The organism is Nocardia jiangxiensis NBRC 101359, from assembly GCF_000308615.1.
Taxonomy (GTDB): Bacteria; Actinomycetota; Actinomycetes; order Mycobacteriales; family Mycobacteriaceae; genus Nocardia; species Nocardia jiangxiensis.
The window spans coordinates 232039-244825 of the sequence record NZ_BAGB01000068.1 but is presented as its reverse complement, the minus strand read 5'-3'; the positions used below and the strand labels follow the sequence as shown (position 1 = coordinate 244825).

The window sequence follows — 12787 nt, the reverse complement described above, 5'->3', positions numbered from 1 at the left end:
TCTGCGTAGATACCGTCCGGGCCGATTGTGAGGGCATCGGCGTTGCCCTGTGATCTCGGTGGGTGGCAGCGGCATCCCGCCGCGATGTCCGCAACCGAACGGACCGGGTGCGGGTGGCGCAGACCGGGGGGTGAATCATGGCTGTGTGATGGTTCGGCAGCTGAATTCGCTCGTGTGGGCGGTGGATCCGGGAAGTGTCGAGGCCGGGCGCCGTGGGTGGACATCGGGGGTGTGTGGGTGAGTATCGACTCCGATGTGCTGATCGACTGGTACGGGGAGACGGCGCGGGATCTGCCGTGGCGGCGCCCGGGAGTCTCGGCGTGGCAGATCCTGATGAGCGAGATCATGTTGCAGCAGACGCCGGTGGTTCGGGTGGAGCCGATATGGCGGGAGTGGGTGGCGCGCTGGCCGGTGCCGTCGGCGATGGCGGCGGCCTCGCCCGGGGAGGTGTTGCGCGCCTGGGGAAAACTGGGATATCCGCGGCGCGCGCTGCGGTTGCACGAATGTTCGCGGGTGTTGGCCGCCGAACACGGTGACGAGGTGCCCGGCGATGTCGACGTGCTGCTCGGCCTGCCGGGGATCGGCGCGTACACCGCGCGGGCCGTGGCATGTTTCGCCTACGGGCAGCGAGTTCCGGTGGTGGACACCAACGTTCGCCGGGTCGTCGCGCGTGCGGTGCACGGCCGGGCCGAGGCGGGCAATCCCGCGGCCCGCGATCTGGTCGAGACCGAGGAGCTGCTTCCGGTCCGAATCGACCGTGCCGCAGTGTTTTCCGCGGCGTTGATGGAATTGGGCGCGGTGGTGTGCACCGCCCGCACTCCCGACTGTGACCTGTGCCCGCTGCCGCGCTGCGCCTGGCTCGCGGCCGGACGTCCCGCCTCGGATGTGGTGCGGCGCACGCAGAAATACGACGGCACCGACCGTCAGGCCCGCGGTCGACTGCTGGACGTCCTGCGCGGAGCCTCCGGCCCCGTCGAACGTGTCGCCCTCGACCTGGCCTGGACCCGCGATCCCGGCCAGCGCGCCCGTGCCCTGGACTCCCTGCTCACCGACGGTCTCGTGGAACAGACCCCGGACGGCCTGTTCGCACTGGCGGGAGAAGCCGGGAGCTGATCGGCGCGTCTCGGGGAATGGCTGCGCCGCAGGGCAACCGGCCGCGTGCGCCGAGTGTCCGGACGGGGTCGACTCAGCTCGAAGTGACGCTCGCCTCGATCGGCGCGGGAGTCGCGGTGGGGGCCTGAATTCGTCTGCGTCGACCGGAGTCGAGACGCGGCGAGACGGCTCGGCAGATCAGGTAGATGGCGAAGGAGATGGTGGTGACGAACGTCGACACCGGGACTCCCGGAGCCAGCGACGCGATGATGCCGCCGACTGCGGCGAGTTCGGCGAAGACGATGGACAGGATCGCGGCGCGCAGCGGACTCGCGGTCAGTTGGGCGGCGGCTGCCGCGGGGGTGATCAGCAGGGACAGGACCAGTAGTGCGCCGACGATCTGGACGCCGAATGCGGCGGTGACGCCCAGCAGTACCGCGAAGACCACCGACAGCGCCCGTACCGGGACGCCGCGGGCGACCGCCACTTCCGGGTCGGTGCTGGCGAAAAGCAGTGGGCGGTAGATGAATGCGAGTACTACCAGAACACCGGCGGTGCAGACCGACAGCAGGGTGAGCCCGTTGTTGCCGACGCTGACCACCTGCCCGGTGAGCAGCGAGAACTTCGATCCGGCGCGGGTGGGCCCCAGCCACAGGAACAGCACCGAGAGCCCGAGCCCGAACGAGAGCACCACCGCGATCACCGAATCGCGTTCGCGCGCACGTGATCCGAGCAGGCCGAACATCACGGCCGCGACCACCGAGCCGATGATCGCGCCCGCGCCCACCCCGATTCCGGCCAGCAGCGCCGCCGCCGCACCGGTCAGGGACAGTTCGCTGGTGCCGTGCACCGCGAAGGACATCTGCCGGCTCACGATGAGCGGACCGATCGCACCGGCCAGCAGGCCCAGCAGCGCCGCGGCCAGCACCGCCTGCTGCACGAAGTCGTAGTACAGCAGATCGGCGGTGGTGTGGAAGTCGAGCAGTTTGGTGAAGATGTCGGTGAGCTTCTCGTTCATCGGTGCTCCCCGCCGAGTGCGTCCATGGTGTCTCCGGTGCCGACGACGACCAGTCGTCCGCGTACTCGCAACACATCGACTTCGGTGCGGTACAGCTCCGAGAGCACCTCGGAGGTCATCACCTCGTCCGGCGTCCCGATCCGGAACTTGCCGTCGACCAGATACAACACCCGATCCACCAGCGGCAGTACGGGATTGATCTCATGTGTCACGAACAGCACCGCGGTGTCGTGGCTGCGCCGCCGCGCGTCGATCAGTTCGGCCACCAGTCGCTGATTGGCCATGTCCAGACTCAGCAGCGGCTCGTCGCACAGCAACACCCGCGGATCGCCGACCAGTGCCTGCGCCACCCGCAGCCGCTGCTGCTCACCGCCGGACATCGATTCCAGCGGCGCGTGCGCATAATGTTGCGCGCCCACCTGCGCCACCGCCTCGGCGATCCGGCGCCGCCGCTCCTTGCGCCCGCGCCATCCCAGCCCCCACCGATGCCCGTCCACGCCGAGCCCCACCAGATCCACCCCGCGCAACCGGACGCCCGCATCGATCGTCTTCTGCTGCGGCACATAGCCGATATGCGGATTACCCACCCGCGCAGGCACTCCCGCGATCTCCACCGCACCCGCGCTCGGCGCGACCTGCCCCAGCAGCATCCGCAACAGCGAGGTCTTCCCCGACCCGTTCGGCCCGAGAATCGCGATGAATTCCCCCGCCTCCACCGCCAGATCCAGCCCGTCCCACAGGGTTCGCTCTCCGTAGGACAACCGTGCCCCTCGTAGTCGCACGACCGGCCCGCGATCCCGTGTAGCTTCCGAAGCCGCCAGAGCCTCGGAATCGTCCTTTTCGGAGGCGACGGAAGCTACAGCCGGACTTTCGGCTACATCGTCGGCTGCCGCAGCGGCCGGTCCTCTCGGCTCGCCTGCCGGACCAGCCGTGCTGTTCTCCCGAACCCCACCGGATTCCGTTGCTGCTGAGGGGATTTTGTGCAGCGCATGGGGTGTAGACGTGGTCGAACCACGCTTCGAGGAATCTCGGACTTCGGCATCCGGGGTTCCGGCGCCGTTGCCCGTAGCGGGTTGCCCGGTCGAGTCGATCTTTTGGGCTGAATCGGATTCCGTTGCGGTCGAGGAGGTCCCGTTCAGCTCGCCGGGCGCTGCGCCGGCCTGGGGCCCGGCGTCCGGCGACTCGGTCGGCCCGCAGATGGGGCAGTCCGCCGCGTCCAGGGTGGTCGCGGGGATGAGCGGAGTATCGGAACTCGAAGTCGCGCCGGACGATTCGGTCGAGCCGTCGAACTCGTCGGCCGACTTCTCGATCGGTTCGGCGACTCGTCCGAGGCCGTTTCCGGATGCGTCCGGGGTGGTCGAATCCGATTCCGGCGCAGCGGGTTCGGCGGCCGTGCGGGAGGTGCGAGTGGGCATGGTGTTGCCGATCAGTTCAGGGCCGCGGCCAGGGCCTCGGCGTTCCGGGTCTGCCAGCCGAGATAGTCGGTGCCCTCCGGCAGGGTTTCGGTCACGTTCACGACGGGGATTCCGGCGGCCTTCGCGGTGGCCGCGATGTTCTGCGTGGTCTTGTCCTCGGTTTGGATGTTGTAGACCAGGGCGCGAACCTGTTTGCCGTTCAACAGGTCTCGCACGGCCGCCAGATCGGCGGGGGCCGGATCGGTGCCCTGTTCGATGGCCTCCTCGAAGGGGCGTGGGGTGCGGTCGTCGGCGTCGGCGGCTTGCAGGAGGTAGTGCGCGATCGGCTCGGTCTGCAGGACCGGGGCCTTGGCGTGGTCGGTGGCGATCTGGTCGGTGATCGCGCTGATGTTCTTCAACTTGGAGTCGAACTGGATCGCGCGATCGGTGTACGCCTGGGCGTGCGGTTTGTCGACGGCGCCGAGTTCGGCGGCGATCTTGGTCGCGACCGCGCCGACGGTCTGCACGTCGTACCAGACGTGTTCGTTGTCGTCCTTCGCCGATGTGGCCGGACGCAGCGCGAACGCGTCGATGGTGGGTTTGCTGCGCCCCTCGGTGGCTTTCTCGGCGAATTCGTCGTAGTCGCCGCCGTTGTAGACGACCAGGTCGGCGTCCTGGATCTTGGCGGCGTCCACGGGGGTTGTCTGGTACGAGTGCGGATCGTCGGTGGGGCTGGAGATGAGCGAGGTGACCTCGGCATCCGGACCTGCGACGGCGGCGGCGACGCTACCCCAGACGTTGGTCGAGGCGACGATGGACGGTTTGCCGGAGCCCTGCTTCGAAGTTCCGCATGCGGTCAGTGCTGCGGCGGTGGCAACCCCTAATGCGATGACAGCAACTCGAGCAGTGAGATTTCTGGACACGCGGGGTACTCCTGGCACTACCGATAACGGAAACGATTTCCATTTGAATGTAGCTCACGTGTCCAGAACCGGCGGTATCGTCTGTCCGATTCGTCCCTGTGACACCGCGCACTCATCGTCCCGACGCACGAACGGCCCGTCCGATTCGGACGGGCCGTTCGACGGATCTCGTACGGACTAGCGCATCACTGCGCCAGCGCCGGAACCGGCTGGCTCAGCAACTGAGCACACCGCAGCAACCCCAGATGGCTGTACGCCTGCGGGTGATTGCCCAGGGATCGCTCGGCAACCGGGTCGTACTCCTCGCTGAGCAGGCCCGTGGGCCCCGCGACGTCGACGAGCTGGGCGAACAGCGCCTCCGCATCGGCCCGCCTGCCGATCAGCAGATACGCCTCCACCAGCCAGGCCGCGCACAGATGGAATCCGCCCTCGCCGCCGGGCAGCCCGTCGTCGTGGTGGTACCGGTACACCGTCGAGCCGCTGCGCAGTTCCGCCTCGGTCGCCACGACCGTCGCCTCGAATCGCGGGTCGGACGGGTCGATCAGCCCGCTCAACCCGATGTGCAGGGTCGCGGCGTCCAGGTCCGAACCGTCGTAGGCGGCGGTGTAGGACTGCACCTCCTCGTTCCAGCCCTTGGCCCTCACCTCTTCGGCGATGGTGTCGCGCAGCTCCGCCCAGCTCGGATCGGCCCGCCGCGCGAACTTGGTCGCCAGTCGCACCGCGCGGTCCACGGTCAGCCAGCCCATCACCTTCGAGTACACGTGGTGCCGCGGGTTGCCGCGGATCTCCCAGATGCCGTGATCGGGTTCGCTCCAGCGCCGCCGCACCGCGGACACCATCGCCGTGACCAGCTCCCAGTCCCGGTCGGGCAGGGCCTGGGCCGGGTCGAGGATGCCCTTGTGCCCACGGGCGTCGGCCAGGGCGGCGATGAGGTCCACGATCGGGCCGAACACGTCCAGCTGCACCTGCATATTGGCCGCGTTACCCACCCGGACCGGCCGGGATCCGGCATAACCGGGCAGCTGATCCAGCACCGCCTCGGGGCCCAGGGTCTCGCCGTAGAGCGTGTACAGCGGGTGCAGGCGTTCGGGACCGGCGAGCGTCTCCAGCACCCGGTGCGTCCAGGCCAGGAAGTCCTCGGCCTCGGTCAGCGAGCCCAACGCCACCAGTGCGTGCGCGGTCAGCGAGGCATCGCGCAGCCAGCAGTAGCGGTAGTCCCAGTTGCGCACGCCGCCGATGTCCTCCGGCAGGGAGGTGGTGGCCGCGGCCATGATCGATCCGGACGGCGCGTGCACCAGACCGCGCAGGGTCAGCGCCGAACGCTTCATCAGATCCGGCTTCAGCGGCGGCAGCTCCAGCGTCGCTGCCCATTCCTTCCAGTACCGCTCGGCCTCGCTGCGACGGTCCGGCTCGCTGGCCATCGCGGGTGCGAGATCCGAGGTGCCGCAGCGCATTTCCAGGACGATCGGCCCGCGCGAGGGATCCACGACCGCGGTGGCGACGTGGTGGATGCCCTCCTCGAGGATCGTCCACTGCACGCCCGGCGAACGCAGCACGATCGGGTCGTTCGTGCCGTGCACCCGCAGTCCGGACGGTTCCTGCACCAGCGTGACCGGCACCTGCCCGAATTCCGGACGGGGCGCGAAGGTGACCACGGCCTTGGCGTCACCGGTGATGACACGGGTCAGATCGGTCCGCTCGGACGCCACGTCGTGCGGCAGGTAGTCCACGACCTGCAAACTGGCCCAACGGGTTTCGACGGTCATGGTGCCGTCGATGTAGCGCTGCGACAGCGGCAGTCCAGGTCGCTCGGGCACGATGGTGAAATGCCCGGCCTCGGGTCCACCGAGCAGATGCGCGAACACCGCCGCGGAATCCGGCTCGGGATGGCACAGCCAGGTGACGGTGCCGTCGGGGGTGACCAGGGATTTCGCTCGGGGGCCGGCCAACATGGTCAGCCGTTCGATTCGGGGGGCCGAAGCGCCGGCCAGCCAGGTGCGGCGCTCCTCGAGCAGGAACGCCAGGGCCTTGGACACCTCCTCGGTACTGGCGACCCGATATCCGGCCCGGCTCGTTCCGTCGCCGACCTTGATGCCGACGTCCGGCCCGGCCAGACGCGCGAACGCCTTCTCGTCGGTGACGTCGTCGCCGAAGAACACCGCCGCCGACGCGCCCTCCTGATGCCGGATGATGTCCAGCGCGGCGCCCTTGTCGGTCTGGATGACGGCCAGTTCGATGACCGATTTGCCCTCGGTCACCTGCACGCCCACCCAGCTGGCCGGCCCCTGGCTCGCCTGCTGCAGCGCGCGGCGGCCGACCTCGGGTGCGGCATTGCGCACGTGCAGCGCCACGCTGGCCGGTTTGACCTCGACCGACACGCCCGGATTGTCCTGGGCGATGCGGGTCAGCGAGTTCTGCACCTCCTGCAGTAGCTTGCGGGCGTCGTTATCGATGGCATGGACGAAACCCACGTCGAATTCCGAACCGTGGCTTCCGATCAGCTGCACCTCGACCGGGAGCCGGGACAGCGCCGCGAGATCTCGCAGGGCTCGGCCGGAGATGACGGCCGCCGTGGTGGCGGTCAGGCCGGCGAGCGCGCGTAGGGCGCTCACCGACTCCCTATGGGGATAGGCTTTCGTCGGGTCGCTGACGATGGGCGCGAGTGTCCCGTCGTAGTCCGAAGCGACCAGTAGCCGCGGCATGCGGGCCACCGCCGACAACGCACGGCGAAGTTCGATTGGCAGATCCTGTGCGCTCACGCATCCAACCTTGTGATCGGAGGAGAAATACCGGGGGCGCGAGAAACCTTACTGGGTGGGGGTTGCTCACGTGTTTCGCGCACGTCGCCGACGTATCGGCCGTGCGCGACCCCGACTGTGAGGTCTCCTGCGGTGCGTCACCTTATTAGCCACAGGGAAGCCACGACAAACGTCCCAAACCCGGCGAGTCCGCTCGCATCGGCGAGTCACCTCGATTCGGTGTGAATGTCGCGCGACGGTTCCGGGTCAGGCCTGCGAGCCGAGCAGCAGGTCGACGGTCAATTCCAGGCGTTCGGCGACGTCGGTCGCCGACGCGCGACGGGTCAGCCAGGCGACCAGATTCGACAACCACACATCGCTGATCACCCGGGCGATCGCCAGATCGCGCTCGGACGGTTCGTCCTCGTTGAGGGCGCGGGCGAAGAAGCGGTCCATCACCTTGCCGACCCGATCCACCTCGGCGGCGGCCGATGCGTCCGCGAACATGAACGCGCGGGTCATCGCCTCGGTGAGCAGCGGGTCGCGCTGCATGGCACGGGTGACCTGGGTCAGCATCAGGTGCATGCGCTCGCGCGGGCTCTGCCCGGCCAGCGGCTTGCGTTTGTTGTCGAACTGCTCGAATTCGCGGGCCAGCGCCGAGACCAGCAGGTGCACCTTGGACGGGAAATACCGGTACAGGGTCCCCACCGCGACGTCGGCGCGTTCGGCCACCGCACGCATCTGCACCGCGTCGTACCCGCCCTTGGAGGCCAGGGCCAGGGTGGCGTCGAGGATGCGTTTGCGGCGTTCGCGCTGCGCGGTCGAGCTCAGTTCGTCCTCACTGAGCGTGGACACCGGGGTCGCGCGTGAACGGCCGCCGTTCTGCGCCCCCGAGTCTGTTGCCTGCTCTCGGGAGGGACTGGCCATCGATGAAAGTCCTTTCCTGCACAAGCCTCATCCGGTGGCGAGGTGCGTCTCGTCTGTCTGGTGGGACGGCGGTTGACATCCGCCCGATGAGGATATTAGAACATGTTCTAGGTGTGGGAGTCACGCCGGAAAGGCGGTATGGATTGTGACCATCGCCACCACTGACGAGCATAAAGCCGTTCAGGAGTCGATGAGCGCATGGGCGGCGACGGTCGGCCCGATTGCAACAATGCGCGCTGGACTGGGGTCGAAGGCGGCAGCGGAGGGTGACCACCCGAGCTCCTCGACCGGTCCCGACGAACACCGAGCGGCCGATTCCTGGCGTGAGTATTGGTCCAGCCTGGTCGGGCTGGGCGTCTTCCGCGTCGCCGTGGCCGAGGGTGACGGCGCCGCGGATGGTTCTGTGAGCGATCTGGCCGTGCTGATCGAGCAGGCGGCCCATGATCTGGTGGGCGGACCGGTGCTCTCGACCGCCCTGGCCGGTCTGGTCACCGGCGCGACTCTGGCCGAGGATACGCCCTGCGGCGTCGCACTGGAAGATTCGGTTCGGGTGCAGGGCAACGGATCCGGTGACCTGGATCTCACCGGGACGTGGCCGACCGTGCTGGGCGCGGCGCCCGGCGGCGCGGTGCTGCTGCCGGTGCTGCGCGGCGATCGGGAGGCGTGGTGCCTGATCACGCCGGACGCGGCCGGACTGCGCATCGACCCACTCGAACCGCTCGACCACAGCACTCCGCTGGCCGGCGTGGAATGCGCCGGGGTGCGGGTGCCCGCCGAGCACGTCTTCGAACCCGGTTATGCCGTACGGGATCTCGCCGCGGTTCTGGTCGCGGCCGAGGCCGCCGGGATCGCGGGCTGGTGCCTCGAGACCGCCACCGAATATGCCAAGGTCCGTGAACAATTCGGCCGCAAGATCGGCGAATTCCAGGCGGTGAAACATATTTGCGCTTGGATGCTGTGCCGGGCGGAGTTGATCCGCGCGGTCGCCGCCGACGCGGCGGCCGCCGCGTCGGTCGATCAGGGACGCAATCCCGAACTCCCGATCGCGGCCGCGATCGCGATGACGATCTCGCTGGATGCGGCGGTGCAGACCGCGAAGGACTGCATCCAGGTGCTCGGCGGTATCGGCTTCACCTGGGAGCACGACGCGCACTTCTACCTGCGTCGCGCGATCGCGCTGCGGCAGCTGCTGGGTGGTTCGGGCTCGTGGCGGGCCCGGGTGACCGAGTTGGTGCGCCGCGGTGATCGCCGCACGGTCGGGCTGGACCTGGGCGTCGCGTTGGATTCGCTCGCAGGGGCGCAAGCCGGCGCAGGTGACGACATTCGCAACGACGCCGAGGCGTGGGAGTCCCTCGGGCTGGATGCCGCGCAGGCGACCGAACTCGCCGCGGATCTCGCTCGGATCGCGGCACTTCCGGTCGAACAGCAGCGAGATGCCCTGGTGGACACCGGCCTGTTCGCACCGCACTGGCCCGCGCCGTACGGCCGGGGTGCGGGACCGATCCTGCGCACGCTGATCGACGAACAGGTCCGCAAGGCCGGAATCACGGTGCCGGACATCACGATCGGCAACTGGGCGGTGCCCACCCTGTTGCAGCACGGCAGTCCGGAGCAGATCGAACGTTTCGTGCAGCCGACGTTGCGCGGCGAGGTGATCTGGTGTCAGCTGTTCAGTGAGCCCGAGGCCGGATCGGATCTGGCGGCGTTGCGCACCACCGCGACGCGGGTCGACGGCGGCTGGCAGCTACGCGGGCAGAAGGTGTGGACCTCGCTGGCCAATGTGGCCAACTGGGCGATCTGCCTGGCCCGCACCGATGCGAGCGCAGCCAAGCACCGGGGGATCAGCTATTTCCTGGTGGACATGGCCAGTCCCGGCATCGAGGTGCGGCCGCTGGTGCAGATCACCGGTGAGGCGCGCTTCTCCGAGGTCTTCCTGGACGAGGTCTTCGTCCCGGACGACTGCCTGGTCGGCCAGCTCGGCGCGGGCTGGAAGATCGCCCGATCGACGCTGTCCTCGGAGCGAGTTGCCATGGGCGGCAGCGGAATCGGTGAAGCCCTCGAGGAACTCATCGCCGCGGCCCCGACCTCGGGCCCGGGTGCGGAGCTGATCGCCGACCGGATCGGCGAGCTGGTCTCCGATGCTGTTGCTGGACTATTGCTGGAGACTCGTGCGGCGCAGCGCATGCTCGCCGGCGGTGATCCGGGCCCACAGAGCAGCGTACGCAAACTGGTCGGTGTGCGGCACCGGCAGGCGGTCGCCGAATTCGCCGTCGAACTCGCCGGTACGGCGGGTGCGCAGGACATCGACGTGGTGAAAGAATTCCTGCTGACGCGCTGTTTATCGATTGCGGGCGGTACCGAGCAGATCCTTCTGACGGTGGCCGGTGAACGGATACTCGGACTCCCGCGCGAACCGCAGGCGTAGGTCCACACCTCGATCTGGAGCATGGAATTGGACTTCAACAGAGACGAGAGCCAGGACGCTGTCGCCGAGGTTGTCGTAAGCTTGCTGGAACGCAATACCGAGCGTGATATCGAGCTTTGGCCCACCCTCGTCGACAGCGGTCTGCTGGCCGTCGCCCTTCCCGAACGTTTCGGCGGCGACGATATGGGCCTGCTCGAGGTGTCGGCGATGCTGACCGAGCTGGCCACCGACGCGGTGCAGGTGCCCGCCCTGGCGACGCTGGGTCTGGGTGTGCTGCCGCTGGTGGGCAATCTTCCGGATGCCCTGGCGGAGAAGATTTTTCCCGCCGTCGCGAAGGGCGCGGTGCTCACCGCCGCGTTGCACGAGCCGGGTGCGCCGTTCACCACCGCGCCGCGGACCACCGCGGTCACCGAGGGTGATTCGGTCCGGATCTCCGGTCGCAAAACCGCTGTGCCGTACGCGGATCAGGCGCAGTGGATACTGGTGCCGACCGACGCGGGTCTGGCCGTGGTGGACGGCGACGCGACCGGAATCAGCCGCGTCGAGAGCCCGACCTCGGCCGGATTCCCGGAATTCTCCGTGCAATTCGACGATGTGGTCATCCCGGCCGGACAGCTGCTGTCGGTCGAGATCGGCGTTCTGCACCGGCTGGCGGTGGCCTCGATCGGCTCGGTCGCCGACGGGCTGCTCGAGGGTGTGCTGACACTGACCGCCGAACATGTGCGGACCCGTCAGCAGTTCGGCCGTCCGCTGGCCGAATTCCAGGCTGTGGCACAGGAGATCGCCGACGTCTACGTCGTCTCGCGCACACTGCACGTCGCGGCGGTGTCGGCGAACTGGGCACTGGCCGAACAGGATCAGAGTCCCGAGCATCAGAACCGGGTCGACGACGATCTAGAGGTACTGGCCTACGCGGTCGCCTCGGATCTGCCCGCGGCCATGCAGACCTGCCATCACCTGCACGGCGGTATCGGCGTCGACGTGACCCATCCACTGCATCGCTACTACTCACAGGCCAAGGACATCGCCCGCTGGCTCGGCGGCGAATCGTTCCGGCTGGACCGTCTGGGGGCCAGATGTTCATCGATCTGACGCTCGAACAGCGCAAGCTGCGCGCTGAACTACATTCGTACTTCACCGATCTCGTCACTCCCGAGGAGGAGGCCGAGATGCTGGTGAACCGGCACGGCGACGCCTACCGCGCGGTCGTGCGGCGCATGGGCCGGGACGGCCGGCTCGGGGTGGGCTGGCCGAAGGAGTTCGGCGGCCAGGGATTCGGGCCCGTCGAACAGCAGATCTTCTACAACGAGGCGGTGCGCGCGGATGTGCCGCTGCCGCTGGTCACGTTGCTCACCGTCGGCCCGACACTGCAGCAGTTCGGCACCGACGAGCAGAAGAAGAAGTTCCTGCCCGGAATCCTGTCCGGCGACATCCATTTCGCGATCGGCTACTCCGAGCCGGAGGCCGGGACCGACCTCGCTGCGCTGCGCACCAGCGCGGTGCGCGACTCCGATGGCGACTGGATCGTCAACGGGCAGAAGGTGTTCACCACCGGCGCGCACGAGGCCGACTACATCTGGCTGGCCTGCCGCACCGGCACCACCGAATCACGGCATCGCGGGATCACGATCCTGATCGTGGACACCACCGATCCGGGCTACTCCTGGACCCCGATCATCACCTGCGACGGCGCGCACCACACCAACGCGACGTATTTCGACAACGTCCGCGTGCCCGCGAATATGCTTGTGGGCGAGGAGAATCGGGGCTGGAAGCTGATCACCACCCAACTCAATCACGAGCGGGTGGGCCTGGGACCGTCGGGCAAGATCGAGCAGCTCTACGACCGCGTGCACGACTGGGCGAAGGCGCAGGACGTGCTGGGCGAGTCCGGGGTGCAGCGCACGCTGGGCCGGTTGCACGCCATGACGCGGCTCAACGAACTGCTGAACTGGCAGGTCGCGGCGAAGGCCGATCACGCTGCCGAGGATCCCAACGGGGTCATCGCCGACGCCTCCGCCACCAAGGTCTACTCGACCGAATCCCTGCAGGAGGCAGGACGTTTGGCCGAGGAGGTCGTCGGCCGCTACGGCGATCCGGCCGAACCCGCGACCGCGGAGCTGCTGGGCTGGCTGGACCGGCGTACCAAGCAGAACCTGGTGGTGACCTTCGGCGGCGGCGTCAACGAAGTCATGCGCGAACTCATCGCGACTGCCGGCCTGCAGCTGCCACGCGTACCGAGATAGGAGCCTGGAGTGCCGGAAACCAGC

General features: G+C 68.3%; 9 protein-coding genes. 4 read left to right on the top strand and 5 right to left on the bottom strand.

Going from position 1 to position 12787, the window contains the following annotated elements; all coding sequences use genetic code 11:
* The first annotated feature begins 237 nt into the window (after positions 1–237).
* Positions 238–1113, top strand: a complete 876-nt coding sequence (locus ON40_RS30440) for an HhH-GPD family protein (protein ID WP_040828488.1) — start codon at positions 238–240, stop codon at positions 1111–1113.
* A gap of 73 nt (positions 1114–1186) precedes the next feature.
* Here the strand turns inward: ON40_RS30440 and ON40_RS30435 are convergent, their stop codons facing one another.
* The 5 genes from ON40_RS30435 to kstR form a co-directional block, all read right to left on the bottom strand.
* A complete protein-coding gene (locus tag ON40_RS30435; protein ID WP_051193746.1) occupies positions 1187–2110 on the bottom strand; it encodes a metal ABC transporter permease in 924 nt (307 codons plus the stop codon).
* Entirely contained in the window at positions 2107–2931 is an 825-nt protein-coding gene (locus ON40_RS30430) for a metal ABC transporter ATP-binding protein (RefSeq protein ID WP_051193767.1), read from the bottom strand. Before ON40_RS30430 ends, ON40_RS30435 begins: the two co-directional genes overlap by 4 nt.
* Before the next feature lie 605 nt (positions 2932–3536).
* The gene (locus ON40_RS30425; RefSeq protein WP_040828312.1) at positions 3537–4427 is read right to left on the bottom strand and encodes a metal ABC transporter solute-binding protein, Zn/Mn family; all 891 of its coding nucleotides are present in this window, start codon (positions 4425–4427) and stop codon (positions 3537–3539) included.
* 185 nt (positions 4428–4612) lie between these two features.
* Positions 4613–7186: a trehalose-phosphatase gene (otsB, locus tag ON40_RS30420; protein WP_040828310.1), complete on the bottom strand. Its 2574-nt coding sequence runs from the start codon at positions 7184–7186 to the stop codon at positions 4613–4615.
* A gap of 246 nt (positions 7187–7432) precedes the next feature.
* Entirely contained in the window at positions 7433–8092 is a 660-nt protein-coding gene (gene kstR / locus ON40_RS30415; RefSeq protein ID WP_051193745.1) for a cholesterol catabolism transcriptional regulator KstR, read from the bottom strand.
* A 145-nt stretch (positions 8093–8237) separates the two neighbouring features.
* Between kstR and ON40_RS30410 the strand changes: the two genes are divergently transcribed.
* The 3 genes from ON40_RS30410 to ON40_RS30400 are packed head-to-tail and all read left to right on the top strand — an operon-like array spanning position 8238 to position 12763.
* Positions 8238–10517 carry an acyl-CoA dehydrogenase family protein gene (locus ON40_RS30410; RefSeq protein WP_040828307.1) on the top strand — a complete coding sequence of 760 codons (2280 nt, stop codon included), beginning with the start codon at positions 8238–8240 and terminating at the stop codon, positions 10515–10517.
* Positions 10518–10544: 27 nt separating this feature from the next.
* Entirely contained in the window at positions 10545–11609 is a 1065-nt protein-coding gene (locus ON40_RS30405) for an acyl-CoA dehydrogenase family protein (RefSeq protein WP_040828485.1), read from the top strand.
* Positions 11594–12763 (top strand): acyl-CoA dehydrogenase family protein, encoded by a 1170-nt coding sequence (locus tag ON40_RS30400; protein ID WP_040828305.1) that lies wholly within the window; start codon positions 11594–11596, stop codon positions 12761–12763. Before ON40_RS30405 ends, ON40_RS30400 begins: the two co-directional genes overlap by 16 nt.
* Positions 12764–12787 lie beyond the last annotated feature (24 nt).

Bases quoted from the DNA above. Each gene is read 5' to 3' on its own strand.
- ON40_RS30400 (WP_040828305.1), top strand. From the start codon at position 11,594: ATGTTCATCGATCTGACGCTCGAACAGCGCAAGCTGCGCGCTGAACTA.
- ON40_RS30435 (WP_051193746.1), bottom strand. From the start codon at position 2,110: ATGAACGAGAAGCTCACCGACATCTTCACCAAACTGCTCGACTTCCAC.
- kstR (WP_051193745.1), bottom strand. From the start codon at position 8,092: ATGGCCAGTCCCTCCCGAGAGCAGGCAACAGACTCGGGGGCGCAGAAC.